Raw genomic sequence first — 16431 nt, forward strand, 5'->3', positions numbered from 1 at the left:
CCGTTCTGTAAAAGGGAGGGCGGCCTAGAGCCAGCCCTTGATCTGCGCGATGACGGCCTTCGTGCTGAGGCCGTACATGTCGTGAAGCGTCGGCAGGGCGCCGGCCTCGAGGAAGGCGTCGGGCAGGCCGATCTGGCGGAATGTCGGGGTGACGCCGGCGCGCAGCAGGGTCGCGGCCACCGCCTCGCCCAGACCGCCGATCACGGTGTGGTTTTCGGCCGTCACCAGCAGCCGGCCCTTGCCCGCCTCGGCAAGGATGGTGTCGCGGTCGAGCGGCTTGATCGTCGGGCTGTGCAGCACGGCAACCTCGATCCCGTCCCGGGCAAGTTCGGTCGCGGCATCGAGCGCCCGCATCGTCATCAGCCCCGACGACACGACCAGAACGTCCGCGCCCTCGCGGATCATCTGCGCCTTGCCCAGCCTGAAGCGGTAGTCGGGTTTGTGCCGGCGCAGCACGCTTGGCACGTTGCCGCGCAGAAGCCTTGCATAGACCGGCCCGTCGTGGGCCGCCATCTCGGGCACCATCTGCGCCACGTCGACCGCATCGCAGGGGTCGACGATGACAAGGTTCGGCATGCCGCGAAAGATCGCCAGATCCTCGGTCGCCTGATGGCTCGGGCCATAGCCGGTGGTCAGGCCGGGCAGGGCGCAGACGATCTTGACCGGCAGGTTTTCCTCGGCAATCGCCATGCAGATGAAGTCATAGGCGCGGCGCGAGGCGAAGACGGCATAGGTGGTGGCAAAGGGGATGAAGCCCTCGTGGGCCAGCCCCGCGGCGGCCGACATCAGCACCTGTTCGGCCATGCCCATCTGATAGAACCGGTCCGGGTGTTTCTGGGCAAAGATGTGCAGGTCGGTGTATTTCGACAGATCCGCCGACAGCCCGACGATCCGCTCGTCGGTGTTGGCGAGATCGGACAGCGCATGGCCGAACGGGGCCGGAGCCGCATCGTATCCTTCGGCGGCAAGCGAGGCGATCATCGCCGAGGTGGCCTGGCGGGTTTCGGGAACCTTGCGGGCCTCGTATCTTCTGGCGCGGGCGGCGGCGGTCATGCGGGGATCTCCTCGTCCAGAACGGACAGGGCCTTGGCCCATTCATCGGGCTCGACGCGGACAAAATGGGTCGCGTCGCGCTGTTCCAGGAACGGCACGCCCTTGCACATCTTGGTGTCGCAGATGATGACGCGGGGCTGGCGGCCCGGGTGGTCGCGGGCGGCGTCGAAGGCCGCCACCAGCGCGCCGATGTCGTTGCCATCGACCCGCTGTGCGAACCAGCCAAAGGCCGTCCACTTGTCGGGAACGGGTTCGGACGACAGCATCTCGGTCGACTTGCCGTCCGCCTGCTGGTCGTTGAAATCGACGATGGCGATCAGGTTGTCGAGCTTGTGGTGGCTGGCGCTCATCGCCGCCTCCCAGGTCGAGCCTTCGCCCAGTTCGCCGTCCGACATCAGGTTATAGACCAGCGCCGGGTTGTTCTTGCGCTTCAGCCCCAGCGCCATGCCGACCCCGATGCCAAGGCCGTGGCCCAGCGATCCGCCGGTGATCTCCATGCCGGGGGTATAGCTTGCCATGCCCGACATCGGCATCCGGCTGTCGTCCATCCCGTAGGTCTCGAGCTCTTCCTCGGGCAGGATGCCGGCCTCCATGAAGGCGGCATAGATCGCGATGGCATAATGGCCGATCGACAGCAGGAACCTGTCGCGGCCCTCCCATTCTGGGTCCTCGGCGCGCAGTTCGAGCGCATGAAAGAAGCAGACAGCCAGGACGTCCGAGACCCCGAGGGCCTGTCCGACATATCCCTGCCCCTGCACCTCGCCCATCAGGATGGCCTTGCGCCGGATATTATGGGCCCGACGTTGCAGCGAGACATTCGACAGAAGCCCTGTCGAGGCGATATGCGTCATGAATCCTCCCAACCGATGCATTTGGTGGCATCTGCGTGGCCGGAACCTGCGCCAGGAGAGGCAAAAGGGAAAGCAAGTTTTCTTAACGAGTTGTGAAGCACTGCTTCACAGATCATGGGCGGCTTTTCGTTTCCCAAAGCCGCCGCAACCCCTAGAACCGCAAATCAGGCCCCGGGCCGCGCCGCCCGGATGCCGTGCCGCCGGTCTCGCCGGTGAACGGCCCCGCCCGGCACTGCGCCGGGGGGTCACACCTCATGGAGGAGGGAAATCGCCATGCATCTCGGATTGGGAAGCTACGCCTATCGGTGGTCCATCGGGATCAAGGATCAGGTGCCAGAGGTTCCGATGACCGCAATCGAGGTTCTCGAGGCCGCGGAATCGCTCGGGCTCGATCTTGTCCAATATGCCGACAACATGCCGCTCGACCGGCTGTCGGAGGCAGAGCTCGACCGGCTGGCCGAAACCGCCCGGCACAAGGGCATCACGCTCGAGGTCGGGACCCAGTGTTTCAACGCCGAGGAAGTCTCGCGCTATCTCGGGATCTGCCGCAAGATCGATTCAAAGATCATGCGCGTGGCGCTCGATGCCGCCGACAGCCATGTGCCGGTGCCGGAGCTTGCCGCCCAGCTGCACCCGCTGATCGAGGATGCGAAATCCGCAGGCATCCGCATCGCCATCGAAAACCACTTCAACTATCCCTCGCCGCGGATGGTCGATCTGCTGGAAACCGTCGACGATCCGGCGCTTGGCGTCTGCCTTGACGTGGCAAATTCGATCTGTGCCGGCGAATGGCCGGAACAGACGATCGCCCTGCTTGCCCCCTATACGATCAACCTGCACCTGAAGGATTATGTGATCGACCCCGATCCCTATGGCGTCGGCTTCCGCATCCGTGGCGTGCCGCTCGGCACCGGGCGCGCGGACATCCCCTGGATCCTCGATCAGCTCAAGCATTGCGAACCGGACATGAGCGTTCTGGTCGAGCATTGGCTGCCGCTTGGCGCCACGCTGGAGGAAACCATCGCGCTGGAGCAGCCCTGGCTCGAAACGACCGTCGCCGCCGCGCGCGGGTTTCTGGCCGGCCGTTGAGCCCTGTGACTGAAGGAGGAGACACCATGCAGGACATCGAACACCCCCCCACTAAGAAGCTGATGAACGGCCCCGAGGCGATCATCCCCGAGATGATCGAGGGCATGATCGCAGCCCACCCCGACATCCTGAAGATCGAAGGCCGCACCGGACGCGCGGTGACGGCGGTCAACGGGCCGCGCGATGGCAAGGTCGGCATCGTCATCGGCGGCGGATCGGGCCACGAACCGGCCTTTGCCGGCTATGTCGGGCGCGGGCTCGCCGATGCGGCGGCGGTCGGCAATGTCTTCGCCTCGCCCTCGCCCGAGAACATCAAGGAGGCCGCGATTGCCGCCGATGGCGGAGCCGGGCTGGTGTTTCTGTACGGAAACTACACCGGCGACGTGCTGAATTTCGACATGGCGGCCGAGGAATGTGCGGGCCTTGGCATCGACGTCCGCTCGATTGCTGTGATCGACGATGTGGCCTCGGCCCCGCGCGAGCGGTCGGCCGAACGGCGTGGCATTGCGGGCGATTTCTTCGTCTTCAAGATCGCGGGGGCCGCGGCCGACATGGGGCGTTCGCTCGACGCGGTCGAGGCGGCGGCGCGGCACGCCAATGCCTCGGTGCTGTCGATGGGGGTTGCGCTGTCGGCCTGTTCGATGCCCCAGACCCTGAAGCACAACTTCGAGATCGGCGCCGACGAGATGGAAATCGGCATGGGGATCCATGGCGAACCGGGGATGCGGCGCGGCAGGGTCGAATCCGCCGATGCGGTGACAGACCAGTTGATGGCGCCGATCCTGGCCGAGATGCCGCTGAGCGCGGGCGAGGAGGTCGCGGTTCTGGTCAACGGGCTTGGCTCGACCTCGATGATGGAGCTTTATCTGCTCAACCGCCGGGTGGCGGCGATCCTGTCGGGCCGCGGTGTCGGGGTCTATAAATGCTGGGTCGGGGAATATTGCACCTCGCTCGAAATGGCCGGGGCCTCGGTGACGCTGATGCGGCTCGATCCCGATCTGAAGGCCCTGCTCGACCATCCCTGCCGCACCGTCGCGCTGACCGTCGGCACGGCGCCCGCACCGGTTGCCGGCGCCGCCCGCACCGCGCGCAGCTATGACGCCGCCGCACGTGCCGAGGCGGTGGACCGCGCCACGCTGAAGGCGGACGGCGCGCTGACGCCCGAGGTGTTTCGCGCCATGATGCTTGCCGCGGGTGCGGAGATTGCGGTTCAGAAGGATCGCCTGAGCGAGCTCGATGGCGTGATCGGCGACGGCGATCATGGCGTGACGATGGACATCGGCTGGACCGCGGTGCGCGCGGCGCTGGCCGAGGCACCGGCGGACGACACCATCACCCAGACCTGCACGCGGATGGCCAAGGCCTTCCTCGATGCGGTCGGTGCCTCCTCGGGGCCGCTTTATGCGACCGCCTTCACCAGCGCGGGCAGGGCGGTGCAGGACCGGCTGAGCCTCGATCCCGCGGCCACCGCGGCCTGGGTCGATGGCATGTTGCAGGGCATCCTCAGCCGCGGCGGGGCGGCGCCGGGCGACAAGACGATGATCGACGCCTGGAAACCCGCGGCCGATGCGGCCCGGGCGGCGGCGGCGGCCGGTGCCGATGTGGCCGGCGTGATGCAGGCCGCGACCCAGGGCGCGCTGCAGGGCGCCGAGGCCACGCGGGACATGGAAAGCCGGCGCGGCCGGTCGAAGAAACTCGGCGCCCGCTCGGTCGGCCATATGGATCCGGGTGCGGCCTCCGCCCAGGTCATGCTGGCGGCAATGACACAGGCGCTGAGGGAGGCGCTTGCCTGACGGCTTCCCCTCGCCTGACGGACGGGGTGGCCGAAAGGCCGCCCCGAGTGTCTTTTGCAGGCTGGCGATTGCGGGCAGGACCTGCCCGCCGCGGCCTCAGCCCTTGTTGTATTTCGCGTCGACGGCGCCGATGGCCTCGACATTGCCGGCAGAGCGCCCCTTGGGGTCGTAGTCGAGCGTGTTGGCAAGGAAGGTGTCGGCGATGACCTTGGCCAGTTCGGTCCCGATCACCCGCGCGCCCATGGTGATGATCTGGGCATTGTTCGACAACGCCGCGCGTTCGGCCGAATAGGTGTCGTGGCACTGTGCGGCGCGGATCCCCGGCACCTTGTTGGCCGACATGGCGACCCCGATGCCGGTGCCGCAGACAAGGATCGCGCGGTCATACTCGCCCGCGATGACGGCCGAGGCGACGCGGTCGGCAAGGTTTGCATAGAAGGCGTCGGGGCCTTCGTCGGTGCGCGACATTTCGGTGACGTCATAGGACTTGGCAAGGTGGTCGGCGAGGATCTTGGCCAGGCCTTCTCCGGCGCTGTCGCCGGCAACTGCGATCTTCATGGTGTTTCTCCGTTGTGATGGGTCAAGGGAAGATGGGTCAAAGAACGGCGGCGCATTTGGCGAGAATGTCGAGGTAGCCTTCGGCATTCCAGGCAGAGCGCCCGATGAACAACCCGTCGATATGCGGGCAGGCGATCAGTTCCTCGCAGTTCTGCGGGTTCACCGAACCGCCATAAAGGCAGGGGATGCGGCGGCCGAGCACGTCTTCGGCCACGGCAATGATCTCGGCCTGGCGGGCATCGGCATAGTCCGAGCTGGCGGGAATGCCGCCCTCGCCGATCGCCCAGACCGGTTCATAGGCCAGAAGCACCGGCGCCGATTTCTGCGCGCCGGTCAGCTTGCCAAGCGCGCCGCGCACCTCGGTTTCCAGAACCTCCTGCGCCCGGCCTGCCTGACGCTGTTCCAGCGTCTCGCCGATGCAGATCAGCGGGATCAGCCCATGGCGCACCGCGGCCTCGGTCTTCAGCCCGACGGTCTCGTCGGTCTCGCCGAAATACGCGCGCCGTTCGGAATGGCCAAGCTCGACGATGTCGAGCCCGCAGTCGGTCAGCATCGGTGCCGAAACCTCGCCGGTCCAGGCGCCGGCGTCGGCCCAGTGCATGTTCTGCGCGCCGACCTTCAGCGAGGTCCCGGCGAGGATCTTCTTGACCTCGCGCACCGCGGTGAAGGGCGGGATCACAAAGCGCTGGATCCGCGCGTCGCGGTCCGCATCGGCCGCGGCCATCGCGCGGGCAAAGACCTCGGCCTCGGCCAGCGTCTTGTTCATCTTCCAGCTGGTGCCGATCCAGACCTGTGGGGCGTTCATGTCTCAGTCTCCTTGCCATGTGCCACCGTCAGGACCAGCCCGGCATCCGCGACGGCGGTGCGGGCGGCCTCGGAGGGCGGCTTGTCGGTGATGATGCAGTCGAATTCGCCGAGATCGGCGAACTTGTGCAGGGCGGTGCGGTCGAACCTCGTATGGTTGACCAGCAGACAGCGGCGCACGCCCGCGGCCATCATGGCCCGCTTGGCCCTGACCACGGCGTCGTCCATGTGAAACACCTCCAGCCCCGAAACCGCCGGGCTCGAGATGAAGGCGATGTCGGCGCGCAGGCGCGCCAGCGCATCTTCGGTCAGGCTGCCGAAGAAGGCGTTGAACTTGGTCGAATAGGTGCCGCCAAGCGCGATCAGCGTGATCCCCGGTTCCGGGCGCAGCGCATCCATGACGGCGGCATTGTTGGTGATCACCGTCAACGGCCGCTTTTCGGCCAGCCGCGCGCCGAGGAATGCCGCCATCGAGCCGTCGTTGATGACGACCGTCATGCCGGGATCGACCAGTTCCAGCGCGGCCTCGGCCATCGCGGCCTTGGCGCCGGTTTCCTGGCGTTCGCGATAGCGGAAGTCGCTTTCGAACTGGGTGCTCGATTCGATCGTCGCGCCGCCACGGATCTTGCGCAGCAGGCCCTCGCTTTCCAGCTCGTCGAGATCGCGGTGGATGGTCATGCGCGAGACGCCGAACCGCTGCGCCAGATCGTCCAGATTGACCTCTCCCCGGGTCATCAGAAGGTCCATGACCGCCTGCTGTCGATCGTTGCGCTTCACCAGATCTCCTCCCGCTCGTGCCGTGCCGTGCCGTGCCGTGCCGCCACGCGCCGCACAGCACGCTTTCGCAACATATCTCATAACATATCTAACATAACAAGTGGGATTTTGTGATTTTGTATTGTGATCTTTCGCCCGCAGGTGTATTCGCATCCTCAACCAAGGAGGACAGCAGATGCCAAAAGATTCGCCCGAAACGGTCGACCCGCAGGACAAGGCGCGCCTGCATCCCGAGAACTTCGCACTTGCCAACTGCATTCGCGCGCTGTCGATCGACGCGGTCGAGGCGGCGAATTCGGGCCACCCCGGCGCGCCGATGGGCATGGCCGATGCCGCCACGGTGCTGTTTCGCAACCACCTGAAGTTCGACGCCGCCGACCCCGACTGGCCCGACCGCGACCGGCTGGTGCTGTCGAACGGCCATGCCTCGATGATGCTGTATGCGCTGCTGCATCTGACCGGCTACGAGGACATGACGATCGAGCAGATCCGCAATTTCCGCCAGCTTGGCGCGATCACTGCGGGACATCCCGAATACGGTCATGCCAAGGGGATCGAGACCACAACCGGCCCGCTGGGCCAGGGCCTTGCCGGCGCCGTCGGCATGGCGATTGCCGAACGCCGGCTGGCCGCCGAATTCGGCCGCGATCTGGTCGATCACCACACCTATGTCTTCCTCGGCGACGGCTGCCTGCAGGAAGGCATCGGGCAAGAGGCAATCTCGCTCGCCGGTCATCTGGGGCTTGGCAAGCTGATCGTGCTCTATGACGACAACCAGATCACCATCGACGGGCCAACCTCGGTCTCGTTCTCGGACGACGTGCCGGCGCGGCTGACCGCCTGCGGCTGGCATGTGCAAAGCTGCGATGGCCACGACGCCAATGCGCTCGACGCTGCGATCACGGCCGCGCGGGAGGCGACCGACAAGCCCTCGCTGATCGCCATGAAGACGGTGATCGGCTTTGGCGCGCCGCTGAAGGGCGGCACCGCAGGCTGCCACGGATCGCCGCTTGGCGCGGACGAGGCGCGGGCGGCAAAGCAGGCGCTTGGCTGGACCTCGCCTCCCTTCGTGATCCCGCGCGATCTGGCGCAGCAATGGCGCGAGATCGGCGCCCGCGGCCGTCAGGCCCGGCTCGACTGGGAGGGCCGGCTTGGCCACGCCGTCGCCGGCCGCCGCGCCGAGTTTGTCCGCCGGATCGCCGGGGATCTGCCCGCCGCCTTTGAAACCGCGGTCAAGGACGCCCGCGCGGCGCTGTTTGCCGAACCGCAAAAGATCGCGACCCGCAAGGCCAGCCAGAACGCGCTGGCAGCCCTTGCGCCAGCGCTGCCCGAACTCATCGGCGGCTCGGCCGACCTGACCGGATCGAACCTGACCCGGGTGCCCGCGGTCGACAGCCAGTTCACGCGCGACGCCGCCGGTCGATACGTCGGCTATGGCGTGCGCGAGTTCGCGATGGCTGCGGCAATGAATGGCATGGCGACTCATGGCGGACTTATCCCCTATGGCGGCACATTCCTGGTGTTCTCGGACTATGCCCGCAACGCCATCCGTTTGTCGGCGCTGATGGGGGTTGGCACGATCTATGTCATGACCCACGATTCCATCGGCCTTGGCGAAGACGGGCCGACCCACCAGCCGGTCGAACATCTCGCCTCGCTGCGTGCGATCCCGAACCTTCTGGTGTTCCGTCCCGCCGACGCGGTCGAGACGCTGGAATGCTGGGACATCGCGATCCGGTCGCGGCACCGGCCCTCGCTTCTGGCGCTGTCGCGTCAGGGCGTGCCGCAATTGCGACGCGAGGCGGGGGACGAGAACCTGTCGGCGCGCGGCGGTTACGTCATCCGGCAGTTCGGCACGTCCCGGGATCTGACCATCCTGGCCACCGGCACCGAGGTCAGCCTTGCCGTCGAGGCCGCCGAGGAGCTGGCGGCCGGCGGGATGGGCGTCGCCGTGGTCTCGATGCCAAGCTGGGAGCTGTTCGAAGAGCAGGACCCCGCCTGGCGCGCCGAGGTCCTGGGCGATGCCCCGCGCCTTGCCGTCGAGGCGGCTGGCAAATTCGGCTGGACCCGCTATGTCGCAAGCGAGGCCGATGTGATCGGCATGGATGGCTTCGGCGCCTCGGGTCCGGCAGAAGAGCTGTATCAGAAATTCGGCATCACCCGCGATGCGATCGTCGCCCGGGCGAAGGCCCTCTAGGGAAAAGAGAAGGAGACAGAACATGAAATTCTTCGTCGACACCGCGATCATCGAAGAGATCAAGGAACTGAACGACTATGGCCTGCTCGACGGGGTGACAACCAACCCGTCGCTGATCGCCAAGTCCGGGCGCGACTTCAAGGAGGTGATCGCCGAGATCTGCGGCGTCGTCACCGGCCCCGTGTCGGCCGAGGTCGCCTCGATGGAATATGACGGCATGGTTGCCGAGGGCGACCACCTGTCGAAGATCGCCGACAACGTGGTGATCAAGCTGCCGCTGACGCTCGACGGGCTGAAGGCGTGCCGCTATTTCACCGCCAAGGGCATCAAGACCAACGTCACGCTCTGCTTCTCGCCCAACCAGGCGCTGCTGGCCGCGAAGGCCGGCGCCACGTTCATCTCGCCCTTCGTCGGGCGGCTGGACGACCTGAGCCTCGACGGCATGGAGCTGATCCGCGAGATCCGCATGATCTATGACAACTACGACTTCCAGACCGAGATCCTTGCCGCCTCGGTGCGCTCGGCCAACCACGTCAAGGAAGCAGCCCTCGCCGGCGCCGATGTCGCCACCGTCCCGGCGGGCGTCATCAAGGGGCTGGTCAAGCACGCTCTGACCGACAAGGGTCTGGAACAGTTCGCCAAGGATTGGGCGGCAACCGGACAGTCGATCCTGTAAGAAGGTCCGCTATCGCGGATCCGACATCGGATGGGGGCGCCTGCGGGCGCCCCTTTTCACTGTGCCGCTCAGCCCAGTCGCACACCGTCCTCGCGGGCGAGTTTTGCGTCGAAGGTCACCAGATCGCCCCCTGCGGCCGCGGCCGCCAGCCGGATCATCTGGTCGGAAAACCCCGCGCCGCCCCGCGCATAGCGCGACAGCGCCAGGCCGACCCGATCGGCGGCCTCGACCGAGATTTCGGGAGCCTCGAGAAAGCCCATGAGGGCGCGCGCAATCTCCTCGCGGCCAAGCCCATAGGCGCGTTCCAGCACCCAGACCAGTTCGACAATCACCTCGCGACAGATAAACCCCGGCGCCTCGGCGCTGAGCCCGCGCAGCAGCGCGTCGGCCGTGGCCCATTGACCGGGATCGTCGCGGGTCAGGAAGCGGACCAGAACATTGGTATCGAGGCCGATCACCTAGCGATCGTCCCCGGCACCCTGCGCAATCGCCGCCTCCATGTCCTCGAGGCTGACGGCCGGCTGACCGTCCCGGTGCAGCGCGCCGCTGAGGCTGCTGACCGCCCGCGGCTTCAGGATCCGCACCTCGCCATCGTCGAGCAGAAGATAGCGGATGCGATCCCCGGCCTTCAGCCCCAGCGCCTCGCGGACCTGCCGTGGCAGCGTGGTCTGTCCCTTGATGGTAACAGTCGATTCCTGCATGGACGGGTCTCCAAGGAATATTTTCGGATGCATTACATATGAACGTTTTGCATTACCGATACAAGACCCGGTCAGATCCGGAAGACGGGCTGCAGCAGCCGCGGCAGAAAGCGGCGGAACCGCAGCGGCGCGTCGGTTGCGGCAAGGCAGATGCAGGGCGCCCCGGTCCCCGCGACCGGGCTGTGTTCCAGCGTCCCATCGGCCACCTCGACATCGCCGACGTTGAACGCGCCGGTTTCGTCGTGAAAGCTGCCCTGCAGCACCATGGTCAGTTCCAGACCGTTGTGGGAGTGATCGGGCACCGCCTCGCCCGGCGGGATGAAAAGCAGGCGCACCGAGCCCTCGCGGTCGCTGTTCAGGATCGTCTGGCGAATGCCGGCGCCAAGCGGGCGCCAGCGCGGCGGACGGCCGTCGAGCGCCTGCATCACCGGCGCAGGAAAGATCCCCGAGCGCACAAACACCGGCTCGGCCGGGGCCGGATCGTCAAGCTCGGCCATGACCGCGGCCAGCAGCGCAGTGTCGCGGCCGTCTGTGGCCGTATCGGGGGCGAGGGCCTCGAGAATTGCGCCCCCCGCCATCTCTTCGGTTTCGAGCCGCGCGCGGCATTCGTCACAGACCGAGATATGCGCGGCAACGACAAGCGAAAATCCCTGCGGCAGGCCGCCGACGGCATAGGCCCGGATCAGATGCTCGGGAATATGATGGATCATGGGGCTCATTCGGTTCGCAGGTCTTTCAGTTCGTGTCTCAGCTTGTCGAGTCCAAGGCGGATCCGGGACTTGATGGTGCCAAGCGGCAGACCCGAAATCTCGCTGATCTCGGTATGGCTCAGCTCGCCCATGTAGGCCTGTTCGATCACGGCGCGCTGGTCGGGCCGAAGCCTGCCTATCGCCTCTCGCAGGCGGCGCGATTCCTGATCGAGTGCAAGCCCGCCCGCAGCATCGGGTTCGGCAGTGTTTTCGATGTAAAGCTCTTCTGGTACGGGCCGGGCGTCCTTTCGGATCACATCGATGTGCCGATTTCGCGCGATCCGGTAGATCCAGGCCGAGGCCGAGGCGCGCGCCGGATCGAACTGCGCCGACTTGCGCCAGACCCGCAGCATCACGTCCTGGATGATGTCGTCGGCCGCCGTCCCGAACCGGCCGGAGCGGGCCAGCATCGTGCGGATCCGCGGGGCATAGAATTCGAACAGCCGGGCAAAGGCGTCGCGGTCGCGATTGTCCCGCACGGCAATCAGCCACGCTGTCTGCTCGCACAACCGGCTTTCGGCGTCGTTGTCCATTCTGTGCTCGCTCGGCCCGTCCCGCCCCTTCGACGCCCCGGTGGAACCTCGTGGCGGCATTGCGCTCAGGATATCGTCGGCCAACAGCATAGAATTTCGTACGCCGCCGGAACAGTCACGGATCACTCGCGGCGTCAGATTTATTTCTGATCCGGCCGCGGCGGGCGCACGTAAACCATTTATAATTCGGAGGGTTGGCAGTGCCATTCGACCAGAACATCAGGTTTCGTCCCCGTATCGCCGTTGTTGGCGGCGGCATCAGCGGCCTTTCCACCGCGTTCGATCTTTCGGCCGATGCCGATGTGACGCTTTTCGAGGCGGAGGCGCGCCTTGGCGGGCATGCGCGCACGGTGATGGCCGGGCGCGATGGCGCGCAGCCCGTGGACACCGGCTTCATCGTGTTCAATTTCGCCAATTATCCGCATCTCACGCAGCTGTTTCGCGACCTCGACGTCCCGATCGAGAAAAGCTGCATGAGCTTTGGCGCCACCATCGACGGCGGGCGGCTGGAATACGGGCTGCAGTCGCTGAAGGCGCTGTTCGCCCAGCAGCGCAACCTCGGCGATCCGCGGTTCTGGGCCATGCTGCGCGACATCGCGCGGTTCAACGCGCGCGCCGAGCAGGCGGTTCTGATCGAGGATATCTCGGTCGGAGAGCTGGTTGACCGGCTCAAGCTTGGTGCGTGGTTCCGCAACTATTACCTGCTGCCGATCTGCGGCGCGATCTGGTCCACCCCCGCGGACGAGATCCACGCCTTTCCGGCACGGCCGCTGGTGCGGTTCTTCCGCAACCATGCGCTGATGAGCGCGACCGGACAGCACCAGTGGTGGACGGTCACGGGCGGCAGCCGCGAATATGTGCGCCGTCTGGAAACGGTGCTGCGCGAACGCGGCGCCGCCCTGCGCACCGGCACCCCGGTTCAGGCGATCGAGCGCCGCGACGGGCAAGTCATCGTCAAAACCGCCAACGGGCCCGAACCTGCCTTCGATCACATCGTCTTCGCCACCCATCCCGACCAGACGCTGCGGATGCTCGACATGCCGTCGCGGGGCGAGCAGGCGGCGTTGTCGGCGATCCGCTATCAGGACAACCACACCTTCCTGCACCGCGATGCCCGGCAGATGCCGCGGCGGCGCGATTGCTGGTCGGCCTGGGTCTATCAGGCCGATACCCGTCAGGGCCGCAAGGGCGTTGGCGTGACCTACTGGATGAACCGGCTGCAGAACATCCCCGAACAGGACCCGCTGTTCGTGACGCTGAACCCCGCGCGGCCGATTGCCGAGGATCTGATCTATGACGAGGTGGTGTTCCGCCATCCGGTGTTCGACCGCGCCGCGATGGCCGCGCAGGATGACATCGCGGCCCTGCAGGGACAGCGCAACACATGGTTTGCCGGGGCCTGGGCGCGGCACGGGTTCCACGAGGACGGCATCGCCTCGGCCCGGCGGGTCACCCGCGCGCTGACACGGCTTTATGCGCCGCGCCGCCAGGTGGCGGCATGAGCGCCCCGGGCCACCTGATCGGCAACACGACCCATGTCCGCCAGGGCGCGCAGCGCCACAGCTTTTCCCATGCGGTCGATTATGTGCTGATCGACCCCGAGGAACGCCAGGGCCCGCGGCTGTTCTCGCGCAACCGGCGCAACCTGCTGGCGGTGTTCGACCGCGACCACGGCGGGCCGCCCAGGGGCGGGCGCGGGGCAGACTGGGCCTGGGAGGTGCTGTCGGCCGCGGGGCTGCAGCGCGGAGCCGACAGCCGCCTGATGCTGCTGACCCAGCCGCGGTTTCTGGGATACGTGTTCAACCCGGTCAGCTTCTGGCTGCGGTTCGAGGGGGACGCGCTGATCGCCGTCATTGCCGAGGTCAACAACACCTTCGGCGACAGGCATTGCTACCTGTGTGCGCTGCCCGAATTCGCCGCGATCACGCCGGGCGACCGGATCGTTGCGCACAAGGTCTTTCACGTCTCGCCGTTTCAGGAAATCGCCGGGGATTATACCTTCAGCTTTGCCTTTCCCGACAACCGCGTCGCGATCCGCATCGATCTGACGAACGGACCGGAAACCCTGATCGCGACGCTGAGCGGGCGCATCGTGCCGCTGACCGAACGCTCGGTCCTTGGCGCGCTGGTTCGCCGGCCCTTCGGCGCGGCCCGCACCATTGCGCTGATCTACTGGCAGGCGCTGCGCCTGAAACTGAAGGGCGCCCGATACCGCACCCGGCCCGAACCGCCAATCGAAGAGATCACCCGATGACCTATCTGACATCCCGCGTCCGCCGCGACTTTCTGCAAAGCTGCGAGGGCATCCGGCACGGCCAGCTTTTTCTGACCACGCCCGAGGGGACGCACCACAGGTTCGGCCAGGGCGGGCCCGAGGCCGACATGGTGCTGCACGACTGGGCGGCGATCACTGCGACCGCGGCGCGGGGCGATATCGGCTTTGGCGAGGCCTATGTCGCCGGTCTGTGGGAAACCACCTCGGTCGAGGCGGTGACGACGGTCGCGCTGCTGAACCTCGAGGCGCTGCAGGGCTATGCCTATCCCTCGCTCTGGTCGAACCTGAAATTCCGGCTGGTCGACCGGCTGGTCCGGGCCAATTCCCGCAACGGGGCCGCGCGCAACATCCGCGCGCATTACGATGTCGGCAACGAGTTCTATCAGCTCTGGCTCGACCCCTCGATGACCTATTCCTCGGCGCTGTTCACCGAGGACGACGACGATCTGGAGCGGGCGCAGGCGCGCAAGAACAACCGCATCCTGTCGCGCCTCGGCTCTGGCGAAAGCGTTCTCGAGATCGGCTGCGGCTGGGGCGGGTTTTCCGAACTGGCGGCCGAGGCCGGGCGGCGGGTTACCGGCATCACGGTCTCGCCCCTGCAAAAGGCCTGGGCCGAAGCGCGGCTCGACGGGCGGGCACGGATCGAGCTGCAGGATTATCGCGCGACACGCGGAACCTATGACAACATCGTGTCGATCGAGATGATCGAGGCGGTGGGCGAACGCTATTGGCCGGCCTATTTCGCGACGCTGAAATCCCGGCTGGCCGAGGGCGGGCAGGCGGTCATCCAGGCGATCACGGTGCAGGACCAGTATTTCGACACCTATCGCCGCGGATCGGATTTCGTGCGCCACCATACCTTTCCGGGCGGCATGCTGCTGTCGGACGCGGTGATCGCGGCAGAGGCACGGCGCGCGGGCCTGACGGTGCGCCACAGCTTTGACTTCGGCACGGATTACGCCCGCACCTGCCGGACCTGGGCGGATCGTCTGCGCCAGGAAAGCGCGCGCATCCTCGGGCTCGGTCACGACCGGGCGTTCCTGCGCAGCTGGCTTTACTATCTCGAGATCTGCGCCGCCTCGTTCGCGACCGGGCAGACCAGCGTCGCGCAGGTGGAGCTGGTCCATGCCTGAAGCGGTGCTTCTGGCGGCGCCGCCGGACCGGGACCGGCTGGGCCTGCGCACCGCCGTGGTGGCAATGTTTCTGGCCAGCGCGGGGATACCGCTTTACATCCACCTGCCGATGTTCGCGGCCGAGATCGGCCTGCCGCTGGCGACCGTCGGGATCGTGCTGCTTGGCATCCGGGTGATGGATTTCGTGCAGGACCCGTTTCTGGGCTGGCTCGCACAGCGGCTGCCGGATCGGCGCGGGCAACTGGCCGCGCTGTCGCTGCTGGCACTTGGCGGCGGGCTCATGTGGGTTTTCGCGCTGCAGCCGGGGCTTTTTGGCTTCGTGCTGGGGCTGATCCTGGTCTTCACGGCCTACAGCCTTGGCATGATCCTGTTCTACAGCCAGTGCGTCGCAAATGCCGCCGCGGGGGGCGATACGGAACATTATCGCCTGGCCGGCTGGCGCGAGACCGGGATGCTGATCGGGATCGTCGTTGCCGCGATCCTGCCGCAGGTCGGTGGCGATCTGCTGGGCGCGCGGGGCGGGTATGTCCTGCTGGGCGCCGTGGCGTTGCTGGCCGCACCGCTGGTGATCCGGGCCGGGGCGCCGCTGTGGCAGGGCCCGGTCCCGGTGCAGACGGAGGTTTCCTATCGCCAATTGCTGTCCGGGCGGGCGCGGCATCTGCTGGTGCTGAGCCTTGTCAACGCGCTGCCGGTTGCGGTGACGGCGACGCTGTTTCTGTTCTTTGTCGATGACAAGCTCGGCCTGCCCGATCTGGCCGGCGTGTTTCTGGTGATGTTCTTCGTGGCGGCCGGGGCCACGGCGCCGCTCTGGTCCCGGCTGGCCGCGCATTTCGGCCCGCGCCGGGTCCTACTGGTCGCGATGGTGCTGGCGATTGCGGCCTTTGGCGGGACCGCGATGCTGCCGCCCGGCGCGGCGGTGGCCTTCGGCCTCATCACCATTGCCTCGGGGGCAGCGCTTGGGGCCGAGATGGTGATCCTGCCGGCGTTCTTTTCGGCCACGCTTGCATCGGCCGACCTGCCAGCGGCGCTTGGCTTTGGCGCCTGGAATTTTGCGAACAAGTTCGCCCTTGCGCTCGCGGCCGGCATCCTGCTGCCGACGCTTCACCTTGCGGGCTACACGCCCGGCGGCGCGAATTCCGCCGCGGTCCTCGCCCTTCTGACGGCGGCCTATGCCTTGCTGCCGCTCTTCCTGAAACTGCCGGCGATATGGCTTGTCCTTCGCCTAACTGACGAGGTCTGACC

At 66.7% G+C, this 16431-nt stretch carries 17 protein-coding genes; 8 read left to right on the plus strand and 9 right to left on the minus strand.

The genetic code is table 11. The features are described 5' to 3' along the window. Positions 1-24 precede the first annotated feature (24 nt). Both DQG17_RS20195 and DQG17_RS20200 read right to left on the minus strand, forming a co-directional pair. Positions 25-1053, minus strand: coding sequence for a transketolase family protein (locus DQG17_RS20195; protein ID WP_116134686.1), 1029 nt, complete (start codon positions 1051-1053; stop codon positions 25-27). Further along, the gene (locus DQG17_RS20200; RefSeq protein ID WP_116134687.1) at positions 1050-1904 is read right to left on the minus strand and encodes a transketolase; all 855 of its coding nucleotides are present in this window, start codon (positions 1902-1904) and stop codon (positions 1050-1052) included. The genes DQG17_RS20195 and DQG17_RS20200 overlap by 4 nt, the downstream gene beginning before the upstream one ends. A 273-nt stretch (positions 1905-2177) precedes the next feature. Here DQG17_RS20200 and DQG17_RS20205 point away from each other — a divergent pair, with 273 nt between their 5' ends. Continuing rightward, entirely contained in the window at positions 2178-2993 is an 816-nt protein-coding gene (locus tag DQG17_RS20205; RefSeq protein ID WP_116134688.1) for a sugar phosphate isomerase/epimerase, read from the plus strand. Positions 2994-3019: 26 nt separating this feature from the next. Further along, a complete protein-coding gene (dhaL, locus tag DQG17_RS20210; protein WP_116134689.1) occupies positions 3020-4786 on the plus strand; it encodes a dihydroxyacetone kinase subunit DhaL in 1767 nt (588 codons plus the stop codon). A 96-nt stretch (positions 4787-4882) separates the two neighbouring features. Here dhaL and DQG17_RS20215 read toward each other — a convergent pair whose 3' ends face one another. The 3 genes from DQG17_RS20215 to DQG17_RS20225 are packed head-to-tail and all read right to left on the minus strand — an operon-like array spanning position 4883 to position 6925. Then, entirely contained in the window at positions 4883-5344 is a 462-nt protein-coding gene (locus tag DQG17_RS20215) for an RpiB/LacA/LacB family sugar-phosphate isomerase (protein ID WP_116134690.1), read from the minus strand. 37 nt (positions 5345-5381) lie between these two features. Continuing rightward, complete coding sequence (locus DQG17_RS20220) at positions 5382-6149, minus strand: triose-phosphate isomerase (RefSeq protein ID WP_116134691.1); 768 nt, start codon at positions 6147-6149, stop codon at positions 5382-5384. Next, positions 6146-6925 (minus strand): DeoR/GlpR family DNA-binding transcription regulator, encoded by a 780-nt coding sequence (locus DQG17_RS20225; protein WP_116134692.1) that lies wholly within the window; start codon positions 6923-6925, stop codon positions 6146-6148. Before DQG17_RS20225 ends, DQG17_RS20220 begins: the two co-directional genes overlap by 4 nt. A gap of 175 nt (positions 6926-7100) precedes the next feature. On the opposite strand from DQG17_RS20225, the gene tkt reads away from it, so the two are divergent. Continuing rightward, positions 7101-9122, plus strand: coding sequence for a transketolase (tkt, locus tag DQG17_RS20230; RefSeq protein ID WP_116134693.1), 2022 nt, complete (start codon positions 7101-7103; stop codon positions 9120-9122). Between the two features lie 22 nt (positions 9123-9144). Next, positions 9145-9798: a fructose-6-phosphate aldolase gene (gene fsa / locus DQG17_RS20235; protein ID WP_116134694.1), complete on the plus strand. Its 654-nt coding sequence runs from the start codon at positions 9145-9147 to the stop codon at positions 9796-9798. A gap of 68 nt (positions 9799-9866) precedes the next feature. Here the strand turns inward: fsa and DQG17_RS20240 are convergent, their stop codons facing one another. From DQG17_RS20240 to DQG17_RS20255, 4 genes are all read right to left on the minus strand, one after another. After that, the gene (locus tag DQG17_RS20240; protein WP_116134695.1) at positions 9867-10256 is read right to left on the minus strand and encodes a PIN domain-containing protein; all 390 of its coding nucleotides are present in this window, start codon (positions 10254-10256) and stop codon (positions 9867-9869) included. Continuing rightward, entirely contained in the window at positions 10257-10499 is a 243-nt protein-coding gene (locus DQG17_RS20245; protein WP_116134696.1) for a type II toxin-antitoxin system PrlF family antitoxin, read from the minus strand. A gap of 71 nt (positions 10500-10570) precedes the next feature. After that, entirely contained in the window at positions 10571-11218 is a 648-nt protein-coding gene (locus DQG17_RS20250) for a ChrR family anti-sigma-E factor (protein WP_116134697.1), read from the minus strand. Further along, positions 11215-11781, minus strand: a complete 567-nt coding sequence (locus DQG17_RS20255; protein ID WP_116134698.1) for a sigma-70 family RNA polymerase sigma factor — start codon at positions 11779-11781, stop codon at positions 11215-11217. Before DQG17_RS20255 ends, DQG17_RS20250 begins: the two co-directional genes overlap by 4 nt. A 200-nt stretch (positions 11782-11981) precedes the next feature. Between DQG17_RS20255 and DQG17_RS20260 the strand changes: the two genes are divergently transcribed. From DQG17_RS20260 to DQG17_RS20275, 4 genes are read left to right on the plus strand one after another with little or no spacing between them, the layout of a single operon-like run. Beyond that, positions 11982-13283, plus strand: coding sequence for an NAD(P)/FAD-dependent oxidoreductase (locus tag DQG17_RS20260; protein ID WP_116134699.1), 1302 nt, complete (start codon positions 11982-11984; stop codon positions 13281-13283). Beyond that, positions 13280-14035 (plus strand): DUF1365 domain-containing protein, encoded by a 756-nt coding sequence (locus DQG17_RS20265; RefSeq protein WP_116134700.1) that lies wholly within the window; start codon positions 13280-13282, stop codon positions 14033-14035. Before DQG17_RS20260 ends, DQG17_RS20265 begins: the two co-directional genes overlap by 4 nt. After that, on the plus strand, positions 14032-15189 hold the full coding sequence (locus DQG17_RS20270) for a cyclopropane-fatty-acyl-phospholipid synthase family protein (protein ID WP_116134701.1): 1158 nt from the start codon (positions 14032-14034) through the stop codon (positions 15187-15189). The genes DQG17_RS20265 and DQG17_RS20270 overlap by 4 nt, the downstream gene beginning before the upstream one ends. Further along, positions 15182-16429: an MFS transporter gene (locus DQG17_RS20275; RefSeq protein WP_232829520.1), complete on the plus strand. Its 1248-nt coding sequence runs from the start codon at positions 15182-15184 to the stop codon at positions 16427-16429. The genes DQG17_RS20270 and DQG17_RS20275 overlap by 8 nt, the downstream gene beginning before the upstream one ends. Positions 16430-16431 lie beyond the last annotated feature (2 nt).

Origin of the sequence: Tropicimonas sp. IMCC34043 (assembly GCF_003390845.1) — a bacterium.
Taxonomy (GTDB): domain Bacteria; phylum Pseudomonadota; class Alphaproteobacteria; order Rhodobacterales; family Rhodobacteraceae; genus Tropicimonas.

What these genes read in the sequence shown, in the direction of transcription:
- DQG17_RS20220 (WP_116134691.1), bottom strand. Translation starts at nt 6,149, where the DNA reads ATGAACGCCCCACAGGTCTGGATCGGCACCAGCTGGAAGATGAACAAG.
- DQG17_RS20200 (WP_116134687.1), bottom strand. Translation starts at nt 1,904, where the DNA reads ATGACGCATATCGCCTCGACAGGGCTTCTGTCGAATGTCTCGCTGCAA.
- DQG17_RS20245 (WP_116134696.1), bottom strand. Translation starts at nt 10,499, where the DNA reads ATGCAGGAATCGACTGTTACCATCAAGGGACAGACCACGCTGCCACGG.
- DQG17_RS20255 (WP_116134698.1), bottom strand. Translation starts at nt 11,781, where the DNA reads ATGGACAACGACGCCGAAAGCCGGTTGTGCGAGCAGACAGCGTGGCTG.
- fsa (WP_116134694.1), top strand. Translation starts at nt 9,145, where the DNA reads ATGAAATTCTTCGTCGACACCGCGATCATCGAAGAGATCAAGGAACTG.
- DQG17_RS20195 (WP_116134686.1), bottom strand. Translation starts at nt 1,053, where the DNA reads ATGACCGCCGCCGCCCGCGCCAGAAGATACGAGGCCCGCAAGGTTCCC.
- DQG17_RS20250 (WP_116134697.1), bottom strand. Translation starts at nt 11,218, where the DNA reads ATGAGCCCCATGATCCATCATATTCCCGAGCATCTGATCCGGGCCTAT.
- DQG17_RS20205 (WP_116134688.1), top strand. Translation starts at nt 2,178, where the DNA reads ATGCATCTCGGATTGGGAAGCTACGCCTATCGGTGGTCCATCGGGATC.
- DQG17_RS20215 (WP_116134690.1), bottom strand. Translation starts at nt 5,344, where the DNA reads ATGAAGATCGCAGTTGCCGGCGACAGCGCCGGAGAAGGCCTGGCCAAG.
- DQG17_RS20270 (WP_116134701.1), top strand. Translation starts at nt 14,032, where the DNA reads ATGACCTATCTGACATCCCGCGTCCGCCGCGACTTTCTGCAAAGCTGC.
- DQG17_RS20275 (WP_232829520.1), top strand. Translation starts at nt 15,182, where the DNA reads ATGCCTGAAGCGGTGCTTCTGGCGGCGCCGCCGGACCGGGACCGGCTG.
- DQG17_RS20265 (WP_116134700.1), top strand. Translation starts at nt 13,280, where the DNA reads ATGAGCGCCCCGGGCCACCTGATCGGCAACACGACCCATGTCCGCCAG.
- dhaL (WP_116134689.1), top strand. Translation starts at nt 3,020, where the DNA reads ATGCAGGACATCGAACACCCCCCCACTAAGAAGCTGATGAACGGCCCC.
- tkt (WP_116134693.1), top strand. Translation starts at nt 7,101, where the DNA reads ATGCCAAAAGATTCGCCCGAAACGGTCGACCCGCAGGACAAGGCGCGC.